Annotated in this window: 14 protein-coding genes and 1 other RNA gene; 8 read left to right on the top strand and 7 right to left on the bottom strand. The window is 67.9% G+C overall.

Annotated elements, in window-relative coordinates:
- Both dnaX and ffs read right to left on the bottom strand, forming a co-directional pair.
- The coding region (gene dnaX, locus LGN10_RS27530) for a DNA polymerase III subunit gamma/tau (RefSeq protein WP_226225688.1) at nt 1–1,540 on the bottom strand (1,540 nt) is incomplete at its 3' end.
- A 127-nt stretch (nt 1,541–1,667) separates the two neighbouring features.
- Nucleotides 1,668–1,766, bottom strand: an RNA gene (gene ffs, locus LGN10_RS27535) — signal recognition particle sRNA small type.
- A 389-nt stretch (nt 1,767–2,155) separates the two neighbouring features.
- Here ffs and trxA point away from each other — a divergent pair.
- The 8 genes from trxA to LGN10_RS27575 all read left to right on the top strand — a co-directional run bounded on the left by trxA (nt 2,156) and on the right by LGN10_RS27575 (nt 10,749).
- Nucleotides 2,156–2,482 carry a thioredoxin TrxA gene (trxA, locus tag LGN10_RS27540; RefSeq protein WP_006402348.1) on the top strand — a complete coding sequence of 109 codons (327 nt, stop codon included), beginning with the start codon at nt 2,156–2,158 and terminating at the stop codon, nt 2,480–2,482.
- A gap of 195 nt (nt 2,483–2,677) precedes the next feature.
- Nucleotides 2,678–3,940, top strand: a complete 1,263-nt coding sequence (rho, locus tag LGN10_RS27545; RefSeq protein WP_006753675.1) for a transcription termination factor Rho — start codon at nt 2,678–2,680, stop codon at nt 3,938–3,940.
- A 129-nt stretch (nt 3,941–4,069) separates the two neighbouring features.
- Nucleotides 4,070–4,570: a MerR family transcriptional regulator gene (locus LGN10_RS27550; protein ID WP_059585300.1), complete on the top strand. Its 501-nt coding sequence runs from the start codon at nt 4,070–4,072 to the stop codon at nt 4,568–4,570.
- On the top strand, nt 4,567–6,123 hold the full coding sequence (locus LGN10_RS27555; protein ID WP_226225689.1) for an MFS transporter: 1,557 nt from the start codon (nt 4,567–4,569) through the stop codon (nt 6,121–6,123). Before LGN10_RS27550 ends, LGN10_RS27555 begins: the two co-directional genes overlap by 4 nt.
- A 38-nt stretch (nt 6,124–6,161) precedes the next feature.
- A complete protein-coding gene (locus LGN10_RS27560) occupies nt 6,162–6,995 on the top strand; it encodes a zinc-dependent peptidase (protein WP_059645698.1) in 834 nt (277 codons plus the stop codon).
- Nucleotides 6,996–7,152: 157 nt separating this feature from the next.
- Nucleotides 7,153–7,416 carry a type B 50S ribosomal protein L31 gene (locus tag LGN10_RS27565; RefSeq protein ID WP_040144297.1) on the top strand — a complete coding sequence of 88 codons (264 nt, stop codon included), beginning with the start codon at nt 7,153–7,155 and terminating at the stop codon, nt 7,414–7,416.
- Nucleotides 7,417–7,561: 145 nt separating this feature from the next.
- Nucleotides 7,562–9,394, top strand: a complete 1,833-nt coding sequence (locus LGN10_RS27570) for an ArnT family glycosyltransferase (protein ID WP_089464815.1) — start codon at nt 7,562–7,564, stop codon at nt 9,392–9,394.
- Nucleotides 9,395–9,396: 2 nt separating this feature from the next.
- Entirely contained in the window at nt 9,397–10,749 is a 1,353-nt protein-coding gene (locus tag LGN10_RS27575; RefSeq protein ID WP_124861753.1) for an MATE family efflux transporter, read from the top strand.
- Between the two features lie 11 nt (nt 10,750–10,760).
- Here LGN10_RS27575 and lipA read toward each other — a convergent pair whose 3' ends face one another.
- The 5 genes from lipA to LGN10_RS27600 all read right to left on the bottom strand — a co-directional run bounded on the left by lipA (nt 10,761) and on the right by LGN10_RS27600 (nt 15,745).
- Nucleotides 10,761–11,726 (bottom strand): lipoyl synthase, encoded by a 966-nt coding sequence (lipA, locus tag LGN10_RS27580; protein ID WP_226225691.1) that lies wholly within the window; start codon nt 11,724–11,726, stop codon nt 10,761–10,763.
- Between the two features lie 2 nt (nt 11,727–11,728).
- On the bottom strand, nt 11,729–12,844 hold the full coding sequence (locus LGN10_RS27585; RefSeq protein WP_059585294.1) for an acetoin dehydrogenase dihydrolipoyllysine-residue acetyltransferase subunit: 1,116 nt from the start codon (nt 12,842–12,844) through the stop codon (nt 11,729–11,731).
- Nucleotides 12,845–12,848: 4 nt separating this feature from the next.
- Entirely contained in the window at nt 12,849–13,853 is a 1,005-nt protein-coding gene (locus LGN10_RS27590) for an alpha-ketoacid dehydrogenase subunit beta (protein ID WP_060316453.1), read from the bottom strand.
- Between the two features lie 54 nt (nt 13,854–13,907).
- Nucleotides 13,908–14,891, bottom strand: coding sequence for a thiamine pyrophosphate-dependent dehydrogenase E1 component subunit alpha (locus LGN10_RS27595; RefSeq protein ID WP_059645684.1), 984 nt, complete (start codon nt 14,889–14,891; stop codon nt 13,908–13,910).
- 77 nt (nt 14,892–14,968) lie between these two features.
- Nucleotides 14,969–15,745: an SDR family NAD(P)-dependent oxidoreductase gene (locus tag LGN10_RS27600; RefSeq protein ID WP_059585291.1), complete on the bottom strand. Its 777-nt coding sequence runs from the start codon at nt 15,743–15,745 to the stop codon at nt 14,969–14,971.
- Nucleotides 15,746–15,789: the final 44 nt, after the last annotated feature.

A 15,789-nucleotide genomic window follows, 5' to 3' on the forward strand; every position in this document is an offset into this window, starting at 1 on the left:
CGGCGGCCGGCTCGGGCGACGCGGCGCGCGGCGCCGGTTCGGCCTGCGGCGCCGGTTCGTCGTTTCGCTGCACGGCGGCAACGGCAGGCGGCTCGGGCTCCTTGCGGGCGGATGCCGGCACGTCGCCGGTGGGCGCCGCCTTCGTTTCCGGCTGCGGCGGCACGATGGCGCGTGCGTCGGCCGCGACCGGTGCCGGCGCTGCCGCCTCCGCCGGCGACGGGACGGCAGCCGGCTTGGCGGCCGACCGCCCGGCTTCGTCGCCCGACTGCGCCGGCATCGGACGTGCGACCGGCACGACAGGTGCGGCCGGCGTCGCACCTTGCGGACGCGCTGCGCTGGCGGGCGCGGCCGATACCGGCTTCACCGCGGCGGCGGCCGGTGCCGCGGCCGCGCGCGGGGCCGGCACGGCACGCGGCGGCACGGACGGCTGGCCACCCGGCGCACTGCCGGCGCCAACGGCCGGCTCGAACGCGAGCATCCGCAGCAGCGTCATCGTGAATCCGGCGTATTCGTCCGGCGCCAGGCCGAGCTCGGCGCGCCCGACCGTCGCGATCTGATAGAACAATTGGACTTGCTCGGGGCTCAGCGTCTGCGCGAAACGGCGCAGATCGGCCGCTTCCGGCCACTCGTCGAGCACCGAGCCCGGCGCGAACTGCGCCCATGCGATCCGGTGCAGCAGGCTCGCGAGATCCTGCAGCGCGGTCGAGAACGACAGGCTGCGCAGGGACATCTCGTCGGCGATCGCGAGGATTTCCGGGCCGTTGCCGGCCGCGAGCGCGTCGAGCAGGCGCACCATGTAGGTCTGGTCGAGCGCGCCGAGCATGCCCGACACCGCCGACTCGGTCACCTCGTTCGCCGAATAGGCGATCGCCTGGTCGGTCAGCGACAGCGCATCGCGCATGCTGCCCTGCGCGGCGCGCGCGAGCAGGCGCAACGCCTGCGGCTCGAACGTGATCCGCTCTTCGCCGAGGATCTGCTCGAGATGCGACACGATGTGTCCGGCCGGCATCTGCTTCAGGTTGAACTGCAGACAGCGCGACAGCACGGTGACGGGGATTTTCTGCGGATCGGTCGTCGCGAGGATGAACTTGACGTGCGGCGGCGGCTCTTCGAGCGTCTTCAGCATCGCGTTGAACGCGTGGTTCGTCAGCATGTGCACTTCGTCGATCATGTAGACCTTGAAGCGCGCATCGACGGGCGCATACACCGCGCGCTCAAGCAGCGCGGCCATTTCATCGACGCCGCGGTTGCTCGCCGCGTCCATCTCGACGTAATCGACGAAACGGCCCTCGTCGATCTCGCGACAGGCGCGACACACGCCGCACGGCTGCGACGTGACGCCGGTTTCACAGTTGAGCGCCTTCGCGAAGATCCGCGACAGCGTCGTCTTGCCGACACCGCGGGTTCCGGTAAACAGATAGGCGTGATGGAGACGCCCGCCGTCGAGCGCGTGCGTGAGCGCCCTGACGACGTGCTCCTGGCCGACGAGCGAAGCGAAATCCTTCGGACGCCACTTGCGTGCGAGAACTTGATAGGTCATCGGGAAATTGTATCAGTAACGCTGCGTCGCGCCGACACGCGAAACGGTGCGGAACACGGGCAACGCGCAGGTCGAACGGAGTGTGACGCGGAAATAAAAAACGCCCGGCGAACGGGGCGAGAAGGAAGGTGACGAGCCCAACCCTCGGCACTGGCGGAAAACGATTGTGGCTGCTTCGTTCCCGACCTGACCAGGTTCACCGCCCCACCATGCGAGGAGGCCCGTCACGGCATATTCTATCACCGCTTCCGGACGAATGCGACCGTTTGTTCGCATCAATGCGAATGTCGCCGGGCAAACCGGCCCGTCGTCCATTCGGATACGTTGCATGCGGCGCGCCCCTTGCAATTGGCGAACCGGCCTCCACCTGCATGGCACGACGGTCGAACGTCGCGTCGTACCCCTACTCGCGTAGCGGCTACTATCGCCGCCCGCAGCAGATAGCAATTTAGGCTAATATGACGCCCGAACGACCCGCGAGCCGCGGATGCAGCGCTTACGCCCCTCCTTTCCGGAAAGGCGGAGTGACCTGCCGCGGCGGCCGGCAGCCTACGGCGGCCGGTTCGCCGCAACGCGCAAGCAGGCAGTCCCCGAACCGTAAGAGGTATTGACCCAATGAGCGAACAGATCAAACACATCAGCGACGCATCGTTCGAACAGGACGTCGTCAAGTCCGACAAGCCCGTACTCGTCGATTTCTGGGCCGAATGGTGCGGCCCGTGCAAGATGATCGCCCCGATCCTCGACGAAGTCGCGAAGGACTACGGCGACAAGCTGCAGATCGCGAAGATCAACGTCGACGACAACCAGGCCACGCCCGCGAAGTTCGGCGTGCGCGGCATCCCGACGCTGATCCTGTTCAAGAACGGCGCGGCTGCCGCGCAGAAGGTCGGCGCGCTGTCGAAGTCGCAGCTCACCGCGTTCCTGGACAGCCACCTGTAATACCGGCAGATCCGCGGACGTGTTGTCAGTCGGCAACACGTCCGCCGCCAAGCCGCCGATCGCTCGCTCAAGCGCGAATCGGCCTATGCTAGAATTAAAAAACGTCGGCAAGACGCATTTAAGTCTCTGAGCGCTTCCGCTCGCCCTCCTCCCTTATTTTCTTTCGTCGCTTCTCCTCCCTGGCGGGTTCTCCGTATGCATTTATCCGAGCTCAAGTCTCTGCACGTGTCCGAACTGATCGAAATGGCCAATGGCCTGGAGATCGAAAACGCGAACCGCCTGCGCAAGCAGGAGTTGATGTTTGCCATTCTCAAAAAGCGCGCCAAGACGGGAGAGACGATCTTCGGCGACGGTACGCTCGAAGTGCTGCCGGACGGCTTCGGCTTCCTGCGCTCGCCGGAAATGTCGTACCTCGCGAGCACCGACGACATCTATATCAGCCCGTCGCAGATCCGCCGCTTCAACCTGCACACCGGCGACACCATCGAAGGTGAAGTCCGCACGCCGAAGGACGGCGAACGCTACTTCGCGCTGGTGAAGGTCGACAAAGTCAACGGGCAGCCGCCCGAGGCCTCGAAACACAAGATCATGTTCGAGAACCTCACGCCGCTGCACCCGAACAAGCCGCTGGCGCTCGAGCGCGAGATGCGCGGCGAGGAAAACGTCACGGGCCGCATCATCGACATGATCGCGCCGATCGGCAAGGGCCAGCGCGGCCTGCTGGTCGCGTCGCCGAAGTCGGGCAAGACGGTGATGCTCCAGCACATCGCGCACGCGATCAAGCAGAACCACCCGGACGTCGTCCTGTTCGTGCTGCTGATCGACGAGCGCCCCGAAGAAGTGACCGAAATGCAGCGCTCGGTCGCCGGCGAAGTCATCGCGTCCACGTTCGACGAGCCGGCCACGCGTCACGTGCAGGTCGCCGAAATGGTGATCGAGAAGGCCAAGCGCCTCGTCGAAATGAAGCACGACGTCGTGATTCTGCTCGACTCGATCACGCGTCTCGCACGCGCTTACAACACCGTGATCCCGGCATCGGGCAAGGTGCTGACGGGCGGTGTCGACGCGAACGCGCTGCAGCGCCCGAAGCGCTTCTTCGGCGCGGCGCGCAACATCGAGGAAGGCGGCTCGCTGACGATCATCGGCACCGCGCTGATCGAAACCGGCAGCCGCATGGACGACGTGATCTACGAAGAGTTCAAGGGCACCGGCAACATGGAAGTGCACCTCGAGCGCCGCCTCGCGGAAAAGCGCGTCTATCCGTCGATCAACCTGAACAAGTCGGGCACGCGTCGCGAAGAAATGCTGATCAAGCCCGAGATCCTTCAGAAGATCTGGGTGCTGCGCAAGTTCATCCACGACATGGACGAAGTCGAGGCGATGGAATTCCTGCTCGACAAGATCCGCCAGACGAAGAGCAACTCCGAGTTCTTCGACCTGATGCGCCGCGGCGGCTGATCGCCCTCGCCGCACGACACGGCCGCCCGCGCATTCCGCCTGGCGGCCGTTTTTCGATTCCAACCTGTACGTGAACGTACACGTTGACCTATAATCGCGTCATCCTTCCGCCGAAATCCGCCACCTCCGATGCCGAACGACGCCTCCGCCCCGTTATTGACCGTCAGCGACGCCGCGTCGCGGCTCGGCGTCACGCCGCGCACGCTCAAATATTACGAGGAGCGCGGGCTCGTCACGCCGTCGCGCAGCGAAGGCCGCTACCGCCTCTACGACGAAACCGACCTCGAGCGCTTCGCGCGCATCCTGCGGCTGCGCGCGCTCGGCTTCTCGCTGCACGGCATCACCGAAATGCTGAAGCGCCCGCTGGAAGAAACCGGCGACGGCCGGCGCCGCTATTCGGATGCATCGCTGCGCGACATCCGCGCCGGCCTCGCCGAGCAGATCGATACGCTCGACCGGCGGATCGCGGCCGTCCAGCGCGAGCTGAAGGAAGCCGTCGCGCTGCGCAAGGAACTGCAGCACGACATCGACTACGTCGAACGGCGCCTCGCCGGCGAAAACGCCGATGCGCTGATCGCGCAGCGGCGGGCGGAAGCCGGCGCGCGGCGCGCCCGCAAGGATCGCGAATGAACGCGGTGCCCGGCCGATCGCCGCTGTGGAGCCGCGCGAACCTGCGCGCGGACTTGTTCCCATGGGCGCTCGCGCTCGTCACGGGCATCGACTACTTCGACAACGCGGTCTTCTCGTTCTTCGCGAGCTACATCGCGGGCGGCATCAACGCATCGCCCGACGAACTCGTGTGGTCGTCGAGCGCCTACGCGGTCACGGCCGTGCTCGGTATCCTGCAGCAGCAATGGTGGGTCGACCGGCTCGGCCATCGCCGCTACGTCGCGGGCTGCATGCTGATGTTCTCGTTCGGGGCGGTCGCGTCGGCACTGGCCGACACGTCGCTGGCGCTCGCGTTCGCGCGCGGTTTCCAGGGTTATTTCATCGGCCCGATGATGGGCGCGTGCCGGATCCTGATCCAGATCAGTTTCAAGCCGCAGGAGCGGCCGCCCGCGACCCGCGCGTTCCTGATCATGATCCTGCTCGGCAGCGCGCTCGCGCCGATCGTCGGCGGGCTGCTGGTCGCGCATTCGACGTGGCGCGCGCTGTTCGCGTGCACGGCGCCAGCCGGCATCGCGTTCGCGATCCTCGCGCTGCTCACGCTGCCCGATTCGGGCCGCGCGCCGGACGACGAACGCGGTTCCGGCCACTTCTGGCCGTACGTCCTGTTCGCGCTCGCGCAAGGGGCGCTGCAGATCGTGCTGCAGCAAGTGCATTACCAGCTCTACAGCGGCTCGCCGATGCTGATCGCGCTGACGATTGCCGGGCTCGGCGCGCTCGCGTGGTTCGCCTATCACCAGTGGCATCACCCGACGCCGCTCGTGCGGCTGCACGCGTTTCGCGAGCGGACGTTCCAGATCGGGCTGCTGCTCTACATGTTCTATTACTACGAGACGACGGGCTTCAGTTACCTGACGTCGCGGTTTCTCGAGGGCGGGCTCGGCTATCCGGTCGAGAACGCCGGGCGCCTGGTCGGCATGATGTCGCTGATCTCGGCCACCGCGCTGTTCGCCTATCTGCGCTACGCGAAATTCGTCACGCACAAGAAGTGGTTCGTCGTGCCGGGGTTCGCGATCGCGGTCACGGCCGCGCTGTGGATGACGCGGATGACGCCGCAGGTCGGCGAGGCGGCGCTGATCGTCCCGCTGCTGCTGCGCGGGTTGCTGCTGCTGTTCATCGTGCTGCCGGTCGCGAACCTCACGTTCCGCATCTTCGCGATCGACGAATACACGCACGGCTACCGGCTCAAGAACATCGTGCGGCAACTGACGATCTCGTTCGCGACGTCGTCGGTGATCATCGTCGAGCAGCACCGGCTGGCCGTGCACCAGACACGGCTCGTCGAGCGCGCGAACGTGTTCGACCCGCTGTTCCAGCAGACCGCCGATGCACTCACGCGCGGCTATGCGGCCGCCGGCCACGCGCTGAACGACGCGCACGGCCTCGCGATCGCGTCGATCGCGCGGATGGTGGCGCAACAGGCGTCGTTCCTCGCGTCGCTCGACGGCTTTTACTTCCTCGCGGGCGTGGCGCTCGTCGGCGGCCTCTTCGCGGCATGGCAAAAACAGATCGATTGAGTTAAAAGACAGGCTTTGGATTTTCGTCCGCAGCCTCCATGCTTTCGAAACTGACCCGCTGGTTCGACGACCGCCGCCGCGACCGCGCGCTGCGCAGCCATCCGATTCCCGACGCGCTATGGCGCGAAACCGTCGAGCGGCTGCCGTTCCTGGCCAATCTTCCGCCCGACGCGCTCGGCCGGCTGCGCGAGATGACGAGCCTGTTCGTCGCGAAAAAATCGTTTTCGACCGCGCACGGGCTCGAGCTGACCGACGCGATGATCGTCGCGATCGCCGCGCAGGCCTGCCTGCCCGTGCTGAATCTCGACCTGTCGCTGTACGACGGCTGGGTCGGCGTCGTCGTGTATCCGGGCGAATTCGTGATCCGCAAGACGGTGCAGGACGAGGACGGCGTCGTTCACGAAGTCGAGCAGGATGCGAGCGGCGAGGCGTGGGAAGGCGGCCCCGTGATCCTGTCGTGGGAAGACGCGCAGATGACGGACGGCCGGGATGCATACAACGTGGTGATCCACGAGTTCGCGCACAAGATCGACATGGTCAACGGCGCGGCCGACGGCTATCCGCCCCTTTTTCGCCGCTGGCATGCGCCGCACCTCGACGCGCAGGCGTGGGCCGACGTGTTCGAACATGCGTACGACCAGTTCTGCGCGCGCGTCGACGCGGTGCCGGAGCGCGCGTGGGCGCGCTTCGAGCGGGACTCGCTGATCGATCCCTATGCGGCCGACCACCCGTCGGAATTCTTCGCCGTATGCAGCGAGGCGCTGTTCGTGCGGCCGAAAGCGTTCGAGTCCGAATTTCCGGAGCTGTACCGGCTGCTCGCGCGCTACTACCGGCAGGATCCGGCCGGCACCGGCGCGCTCGACGCACCATGAAAATTATTCGTCAACCGTCTGATTTTCTGGCATAATCGCCGTTTTTCGACCTTAGGCAAGTGGCTCGCGCCGGGCTTGACGTCAGCCGAAACGCTCCCATCGGGGCGGCACGGCCGGCCAAGCGGCGGGTTGGCTACCGCTATCACCAAGGAAAATCATGAAACCTGGCATTCACCCGGACTACCGCGAAGTCGTCTTCCAAGACATGTCGAACGGCTTCAAGTTCATCACGCGCTCGACGATCCAGACGCGTGAAACCATCGAGCACGAAGGCAAGACCTACCCGCTCGCCAAGATCGAAGTGTCGTCGGAATCGCACTCGTTCTACACGGGTCAGCAAAAGATCATGGACACGGCAGGCCGTGTCGAGAAGTTCAAGAACAAGTTCGGCGCACGCGCCAGCGGCAAGGTCGCGAAGTAAGCTTCGCACCGCATCCGGTGGTTGCAACGCACCGGTACCGCACGAAAGGGCAGCCCAGGCTGCCCTTTTTTGTCTCTGCTCGCCCGGAAAGGCGCCGCCCGGCGCCCGGGCAACGACCTGACGCACAACAGCGGGCGCGACTACAATGCCGGATGCTCGAAACCGGCTCGACCGCGCGCAGCCGCGCCGGCCGCCCGCCCATAACAAATCGCTCATCTGCATGAAGCCAGTCGTCCGTCTCACCGCCTCCGCCACGCGTGCGCTGCCGCGCTGGCTGCTGCTCACGCTCTGCCTCGTCTACGCGGCGTTCGGCCTGTTCGGCCGCGACCCGTGGAAAAACGAGGACGCGGCGGGCTTCGGCGTGATGTGGACGATGGCCAAGGGCGGCTGGCACGACTGGCTGCTGCCGAACCTGGTCGGCAAATTCATCACGACCGACGGGCCGCTCGGCTACTGGCTCGGCGCACTGTCGATCCGCGGCCTCGGCCCGTGGGTCGACGCAAGCAACGCGTCGCGCGTCGATACCGGCGTGCTGTTCTGCGCCGCGTGCGCGTTCGTCTGGTACGCGGCCTACCTGCTCGGCCGGCGCGCCGAGGTTCAACCGTTCAAATACGCATTCGGCGGCGAGCCCGAGCCGCGCGACTACGGCCGCACGCTCGCGGACGGCGCGCTGCTGGTGCTCGTCGCCTGCTTCGGCCTCGCGGAACGCGGGCATGAAACGACGCCGCAACTCGCGCAATTCGCGTGGATCGCGATGCTCGTGTACGGGATCGTGCGCGGCATCGACAAGCCGCTGCAAGGCGCACTGTGGTGGGGCCTCGCGATGGGCCTCGTCGCGCTGTCCGGCAACCCGGTGCTGGTCGTCGCGCTGCTCGCGGGCACGGCCGCGCTGTGGCTCGTCACGCCCGAGATGCGCAACCTGCGCCTGCCGCTGGTCGGCCTGCCGCTCGCGGCCGCGATCTTCGCGCTGTGGCCGATCGCCGCCTTCGTCGCGGCGCCGGACGACGCCGCATGGTTCTTCAACCAGTGGATCCACGGCAGCCTGATGCGCTTTTCGGGCCCGCCGACGGCCGTGCTCGGCTATGCGGCGAAGAACCTGCCGCTGTTCACGTGGCCCGCCTGGCCGCTCGCGATCTGGGCGTGGTGGAGCTGGGCCGGCATGCGCCGTCGCGCGCACATCGCGATTCCGCTGTCGGTGGCCGTGCCGCTCGTCGCGCTCGTGATCCTGCAAAGCCAGCAGTCGAACCGCATGTACATGCTGCTGCTGCCGCCGCTGGCGGTGCTGGCGACGTTTGCGCTGCCGACCCTCAAGCGCGGCGCGATCAACGCGATCGACTGGTTTGCCGTACTGAGCTTCACGATCCTCGGCACCTTCGTGTGGCTGGTGTGGCTCGCATCGCTCACCGGCTTCCCGCATCCGCTCGCGCGCAACCTCGCGCGCCTCGTGCCCGGCTACGAGCCGCATTTCAAGATCCTGTCGTTCATCTGCGCGGTGATCGTCACCGTGTGCTGGTGCTTCATCGTGCGCTGGCGCGTGTCGCGGCAGCCGAAGGTGCTGTGGCGCAGCGTCGTGCTGTCGGGCGCGGGCACGACGCTGATGTGGGTGCTGCTGATGACGCTGTGGCTGCCGATCGTCAACTACGGCCGGACCTATCGCGACGTCGCGCAACAGATCGCCGTGCACCTGCCGTCCGACTACGAATGCATCTCGCCGGTGCGGCTCGGCGACGCGCAGATCGCGACCTTCGCGTACTTCGGCGACATGCACTTCGATTTCTCCGGCGACTGCGACGTGATCCTGCGCCAGGACCGCGCCGACTTCGGCGAGCCGAGCGCGATGTCGCAATACGTGTGGCGTCTCGTCTGGGAAGGCCGCCGCGTCGCCGACCGCGACGAGCGCTTCCGCCTGTACGAGCGCATCGAACGGCCGAAGACGCCCGTCAAGCGGCGTCCGCCGCGCCGCCGGGCGGCCGATTGACGATGTTCGGCGACATCCGCCGGATCGTCGGTCTCGCGTGGCCGGTGCTGGTCGGCCAGCTCGCGATCATCGCGTTCGGCGTGATCGACACCGCGATGGTCGGCCGCTACTCGGCCGTCGATCTCGCCGCGCTCGGGCTCGGCTCGTCGATCTACGTATCGATCTATATCGGTCTAACCGGCATCCTGTCCGCGCTGCAGCCGATCACCGGGCAACTGTACGGCGCGCGGCGCTATGCGGAAATCGGCGAGGAAGTGCGCCAGGCGCTGTGGCTCGCGCTGCTGCTCGCGATTCCCGGCTTCCTGCTGCTGCATTTTCCCGAGCCGCTGTTGCGCATCGCGCATGCGCCCGCCGCGCTGCACGAGCGCACCGTCGACTACCTGCGCATCCTGTCGTACGGGCTGCCCGCGAGCCTCGTATTCCGCATCTACAACGCGCTGACCAACGCGGCCGGCAAGCCCCGGCTCGCGATGATCCTGCAGATCGGCGCGCTGCTGCTCAAGTTTCCGCTGAACGTCTGGTTCATCTTCGGCGGCTTCGGCGTGCCGGCGCTCGGCGGCCCCGGCTGCGGGCTCGCGAGCACGCTGATCAACTGGGCGCTCGCGCTGATCGGCTACACGCTGCTCGCGAAGCTCGACGTGTTCGCGCCGCTCGCGATCTTCTCCCGCTTCTGCTGGCCCGTCTGGGCGCGCCAGAAGGCAATCCTGAAGCTCGGCGTGCCGATGGGCCTGTCGTATCTGATCGAGGTCACGTCGTACACGTGCATGGCGCTGTTCATCGCGCAGTTCGGCACGACGACGCTCGCCGGCCACCAGATCGCCGGCAACATCGGCGCGGTGCTGTACATGACGCCGCTGTCGATCGGCGTGGCGGCGTCGACGCTGGTCGCGCGCGCGCTCGGCGCCGGGCACGCCGAGGAAGCCCGGCTGCTCGGCCGGCACAGCGTGATGTTCGCGTGCGGCGTGGCGGCTGCCTACGGCGTGCTCGTGTTCGCGCTGCGCCCGCTGATCATCGGCGGCTACACGCCGAACCCGGCCGTCGCCGCGGCCGCGATGCCGCTCGTCGCGATCGTCGCGTGCTACCACGTGTTCGATGCGCTGCAGGTCACGTCGGCGTTCGTGCTGCGCGCGTACAAGGTGGCGGTCGTGCCGACCGTGATCTATGCGGTCGCCCTGTGGGGCGTCGGACTCAGCGGCGGCTACCTGCTCGGCTTCGACGTCGGCGGGATCGCGCCCGCGTGGCTGACCGGCGCGCGCGGCTTCTGGTTCGCGAACACGGTCAGCCTGATGCTGGCGGGCGCGGGGCTCGTGCTGTACCTGCGCCGCATTGGCCGCGCGCACGCAGCCGCAGCCTGAAGCGCGGCGCGCTACGCGCCCTCCAGCACGTCGGCTGCGTGATAGGAGGACCGCACGAGCGGGCCGGCGACCACTTCCCTGAAACCGACCGCAAGCGCCTCGTCGCGCCACGCGGCGAACGCGTCCGGGCTCACGTGGCGCCGCACCGGCAAATGGTGCGCCGACGGCGCCAGATACTGGCCGAGCGTCAGCACGTCGACCTCGTGCGCGCGCAGGTCGCGCAGCGTGTCGCGCACCTCGTCGTCGTGCTCGCCGAGCCCGAGCATCAATCCCGATTTCGTCACGAGCGTCGGCCGCGCGGCCTTCGCCTGCGCGAGCAGTTCGAGCGAGCCGCGATAGTCGGCGCCCGGCCGCGCCGCCCGGTACAGCGACGGCACCGTCTCGATGTTGTGGTTGAACACGTCGGGCCACGCCGACGACAGCGCATCGAGCGCCCGTGCCGTGCGGCCGCGGAAGTCCGGCGTCAGCACCTCGACGCCGATGCCCGGCACGCTCGCGCGCACCGCCGCGATGCACGCGGCGAAATGCGCGGCGCCGCCGTCGCGCAGATCGTCGCGGTCGACCGACGTGATCACGACGTAGCGCAACCCGAGCGCCGCCGCCGCGTCGGCCAGCCGCGCGGGCTCGTCGGGATCGAGCGGCTCGGGCCGGCCGTGCGCGACGTCGCAGAACGGGCAACGCCGCGTACACAGCCCGCCCATGATCATGAAGGTCGCGGTGCGCTGCGCGAAGCATTCGCCGATGTTCGGGCACATCGCCTCCTCGCAGACGGAATGCAGCCGATGCTCGCGCAGCACGGCGGCCATGTCGGCCACCGCCGCGCTCATCATCGGCCGCGCGCGCAGCCACGGCGGCTTCGGCAGCGCCGCGCCGGCCGCGGGCTCGACGCGCACCGGAATGCGCGCGAGCTTGTCGCGACTTCTCGCGCCGGGCTGGCCGAGCGCCGTGAGGCTGGGTCGTTCGAGCGCGGCGGCCATCGTCAGTCTCCGAGGAACGCGACGATCAGGCGGTTCACGTCGGCGGCCGCCTCCATCTGCACCATGTGCCCGCCGCCGGCGATCACCTCGGCGCGCACGCCGTCCGGCAAGCCCTGCGCGTGCCGCGCGGGAATCACCTGGTCGCGCTCGCCCCAGATCACGAGCGTGCGCGGCGCAAGCGACGCGAGCCGGTCGCGGAATACGCGCCGCTGCGCGGCGCCGTCGAACGCGGCGTCCGCGATCTTCTCCAGCGCGGCCTGCACGCCTTCGAGCCGCTTGTACTTGACGAGATCCTCGACGAGCTGCCGCGTGACCAGCGCGTCGTCCGCGAACAGCGCGCCGAGGTGCGGCTTCAGCGTGTTGCGGCTGTTGCCGGCGACGAAGCCGTCGATGTATGCACGGTTGATGTCGGCGCCGAGCCCCGCGCTCGCGATCAGCGTGAGCGACGCCACGCGCGCCGGCGCGCTGTCGGCCAACGTCATCGCCACCGCGCCGCCCATCGAATGGCCGATCAGGTGCGCACGCTCGATGTGCTGCGCATCGAGCAGCGCAAGCACCGCGTCGGCCAGTTCGTCGAGACTGCCGGTCTCGACGGCCTTCTCCGACTCGCCGTGGCCGGGCAGATCGAGCGCCCACACCGGCCGGTGCGCGGCGAGTTCCGCATGGTTGAACAGCCAGTTGTTCAGGTCGCCGCCGAAGCCGTGGATCAGCACGGCCGGCGTGCCCGAACCGTCGCCGAGCTTCAGGAAGCGGATCGTGCGTCCGCCGATCCGCGCCTTCTCCGGCTGCGGGCCGGCCGCCTCGTCGGACGCCGCGCTCGGCACGAAATCGCGCTGGAAGTCGGCGATCGCCGCGTCGATGTCGGCGTCGCTCGTGTCGGCGGCCGCGACCACGCCGAGCAGCGCGCCGACGGGCAGCGTCTCGCCCTCCTGCGCGATCTGCCGGCGCAGCGTGCCGTCGAACGCGCATTCGACGCCCGACGAGATCTTGTCGGTCTCGACGTCGAGCACCTCGTCGCCCTTCGCCACGCGTTCGCCGATCGCCTTCAGCCAGCCATTGACCTGCCCCTGCTCCATCGACAGCCCCCACTTGGGCATCGTGATCATGTGAATCGACATCGTGTCAGCTCCTCGTCTTCAGGACCGCCCGCGCAATCGCATCGGCGGACGGGATATACAGGTCTTCCAGCACGCCGGCGAACGGCGCGGGCGTATGCGGCGCGGTGACGAGCTCGATCGGCGCCTTGAGCGAATGGAACGCGCGCTGCGCGACGAGCGCGGCGATGTCGGTCGCGATCGAGCAGCGCGGGTTCGCTTCGTCGACCACCACCACGCGCCCCGTGCGCTCGGCGCTTTCGAGAATCGTTTCCTCGTCGAGCGGCGACGTCGTGCGCAGGTCGATCACGTCGCACTGGATGCCGTCCTTCGCGAGCGTCGCGGCCGCGTCCATCGCCAGATGCACCATCCGGCCGTACGTGACGATCGTCGCGTCGTCGCCGTCGCGCAGCACGTTCGCCTCGCCGAACGGAATCGCATAGGATTCCTCCGGTACGTCGCCCTCACGCGTATAGAGCAGCTTGTGTTCGAGGAAGATCACGGGATCGTTGTCGCGGATCGCCTGGATCAGGAGCCCCTTGGCGTCGTACGGCGTCGACGGGCACACGACCTTCAGCCCCGGGATGTGCGTGAACAGCGACGTGAGCATCTGCGAGTGCTGCGCGGCCGCGCGCAGGCCGGCGCCGTACATCGCGCGGATCACGACCGGCGTCACGGCCTTGCCGCCGAACATGTAGCGGAATTTCGCCGCCTGGTTGAAGATCTGGTCGAAACACACGCCCATGAAATCGATGAACATCAGTTCCGCGACGGGCCGCATCCCGCACGCGGCAGCGCCGACCGCCGCGCCGATGTAGCCGCCCTCCGACAGCGGCGTATCGAGCACGCGGCCCGGAAACTTGTGGAACAGCCCCTTCGTCACGCCGAGCACGCCGCCCCATGCGTCGTCCTCGCCGGGCGCGCCCGCGCCGCCCGCGTTGTCCTCGCCCATCACGATCACGCTGTCGTCGCGCGCCATTTCCTGCGCGAGCGCCTCGTTGATCGCCTGCGAATAGGTAATCTTCCTTGCCATGTCTGTCTCCTGAAATGTTCGGTTCGCCGTGCCGGCTGCTCGGTCAGGCCGAGTTCACGGATACGACACGTAGACGTCGGCGAGCAGGTCGGCGGCATCCGGCAGCGGCGCCGCCTTCGCCTGCGCGACCGCGTCGTCGATCAGCGCCTTCACCTGGGCGTCCACCGCGCGCAGGTCGGCCGTCGTCAGCGCTTCGGCGCGCACGACGCGCGTTTCGAAATGCTTCAGGCAGTCCTTCTCGTCGCGCAGCTTCTGCACTTCGCCCGGCGCGCGATAGGTTTGCGCATCGCCCTCGAAGTGGCCGAAATAGCGCGTGAACTTCACCTCGACGAGCGTCGGGCCGCCGCCGTTGCGCGCGCGGTCGACGGCTTCGCCGAGCGCCTCATGCACCGCGAAGAAGTCGAAGCCGTCGACGATCACGCCCGGCATCCCGAACCCGTTCGCCCGATCGGCGATGTTGTCGGTCGCGACCGACCAGCTCGACGACGTCGCTTCCGCATAGCCGTTGTTTTCGGCGACGAAGATCGCGGGCAGCCGCCACACCGACGCGAGGTTCATCGATTCGAAGATCACGCCCTGGTTCGACGCGCCGTCGCCGAAGAAGCACACGCCGACGCCGCCGGTTTTCCTGTACTTGGCCGCGAGCGCCGCACCGCACACGAGCGGGCCGCCCGCGCCGACGATCCCGTTCGCGCCGAGCATCCCCATCGACAGGTCGGCGATGTGCATCGAGCCGCCCTTGCCGTGGCAGACGCCTGTCTTCTTGCCGTAGATCTCGGCCATCATCCCGTGCACGTCGACGCCCTTCGCGATGCAATGGCCGTGGCCGCGGTGCGTGGTGGCCACGTAGTCGTCGAGGCCGAGGTGCAGCATCGTGCCGACGGCGGACGCCTCCTCGCCCGCGTACAGGTGAACGAAGCCGGGTATCTCGCCGGTCGCGAATTCGACGTGCAGGCGTTCCTCGAATTCGCGGATCGTGCGCATCAGCCGATAGGCGTCCAGCAGCTTGTCCCTGCCGAGCTGTGTCGAAGCGGTCATGTGTGTCTCCTGGGTAGGTCTGACTGCGAATGCCGCCCCGGCCATGCCGTGGCGGCGGATTGCACGGCCTGCGGCCGTCAGTGAAACGTGAAGCCGCCGTCGACGTTCACGGCCTGGCCCGTCACGTTGTCCATCGTCGCGAAGAACAGCGCGAGCCGGCCCATGTCTTCCGGCGTCTGCGCGCGGCCCTGCGGAATCAGCGTCAACTGGTGCCGCTGCCACGACTCCTCGACCGATTCGCCGTCGGTCTTCCATTCGTCGGACAGCCGGTCCCACATGTAGGTACGGACGATGCCGGGGCAGATCGCGTTGACGGTCACGCCGTCGCGCGCGAGCTCCTTCGCCAGCGCGTTGGTGAAGCCGACGACCGCGAATTTCGATGCGCTGTAGTGCGCGAGATTCGGGAAGCCTTCCTTGCCCGCGATCGACGCGACGTTGATGATCCGGCCGCGCCGCTGCGCCTTCAGATGCGCGAGCGCCGCGCGGCAGCCGAGGAACGTGCCCTTTGCGTTCACGTCCATCACGAAATCCCAGTCGCGCTCGGTCAGTTCGGCAACCGGACGGATGCTGATCACGCCCGCGCAGTTCACGAGGATGTCGAGCCCGCCGAGGTCGCCGAGCGCCTGCGCGACCATCGCGTCGACCTGCGCGGCCTGCGTGACGTCGACCTTCGCGATCGCCGCGCGGCGGCCGAGCGCGCGCACCTCGCCGGCGGTCGCGTCGAGCGCGTCGTCGAGCAGGTCGGCCAGCAGGATGTCGGCACCGGCGCCGGCGAGCGTCAGCGCGATGCCGCGGCCGATGCCGCGCGCGCCGCCCGTGACGATGGCGACCTGTCCTTCGAGAGGGGCTGTCATGGCGATGTCTCCTTGATGATCGTGATGGATGTCGAAACGTCTTC

This window comes from Burkholderia sp. AU32262 (assembly GCF_020419985.1).
In the GTDB taxonomy this organism is placed as follows: domain Bacteria; phylum Pseudomonadota; class Gammaproteobacteria; order Burkholderiales; family Burkholderiaceae; genus Burkholderia; species Burkholderia semiarida.

What these genes read in the sequence shown, in the direction of transcription:
- trxA (WP_006402348.1), top strand. Translation starts at nt 2,156, where the DNA reads ATGAGCGAACAGATCAAACACATCAGCGACGCATCGTTCGAACAGGAC.
- rho (WP_006753675.1), top strand. Translation starts at nt 2,678, where the DNA reads ATGCATTTATCCGAGCTCAAGTCTCTGCACGTGTCCGAACTGATCGAA.
- LGN10_RS27550 (WP_059585300.1), top strand. Translation starts at nt 4,070, where the DNA reads ATGCCGAACGACGCCTCCGCCCCGTTATTGACCGTCAGCGACGCCGCG.
- LGN10_RS27555 (WP_226225689.1), top strand. Translation starts at nt 4,567, where the DNA reads ATGAACGCGGTGCCCGGCCGATCGCCGCTGTGGAGCCGCGCGAACCTG.
- LGN10_RS27560 (WP_059645698.1), top strand. Translation starts at nt 6,162, where the DNA reads ATGCTTTCGAAACTGACCCGCTGGTTCGACGACCGCCGCCGCGACCGC.
- LGN10_RS27565 (WP_040144297.1), top strand. Translation starts at nt 7,153, where the DNA reads ATGAAACCTGGCATTCACCCGGACTACCGCGAAGTCGTCTTCCAAGAC.
- LGN10_RS27570 (WP_089464815.1), top strand. Translation starts at nt 7,562, where the DNA reads ATGCCGGATGCTCGAAACCGGCTCGACCGCGCGCAGCCGCGCCGGCCG.
- LGN10_RS27575 (WP_124861753.1), top strand. Translation starts at nt 9,397, where the DNA reads ATGTTCGGCGACATCCGCCGGATCGTCGGTCTCGCGTGGCCGGTGCTG.
- lipA (WP_226225691.1), bottom strand. Translation starts at nt 11,726, where the DNA reads ATGGCCGCCGCGCTCGAACGACCCAGCCTCACGGCGCTCGGCCAGCCC.
- LGN10_RS27585 (WP_059585294.1), bottom strand. Translation starts at nt 12,844, where the DNA reads ATGTCGATTCACATGATCACGATGCCCAAGTGGGGGCTGTCGATGGAG.
- LGN10_RS27590 (WP_060316453.1), bottom strand. Translation starts at nt 13,853, where the DNA reads ATGGCAAGGAAGATTACCTATTCGCAGGCGATCAACGAGGCGCTCGCG.
- LGN10_RS27595 (WP_059645684.1), bottom strand. Translation starts at nt 14,891, where the DNA reads ATGACCGCTTCGACACAGCTCGGCAGGGACAAGCTGCTGGACGCCTAT.
- LGN10_RS27600 (WP_059585291.1), bottom strand. Translation starts at nt 15,745, where the DNA reads ATGACAGCCCCTCTCGAAGGACAGGTCGCCATCGTCACGGGCGGCGCG.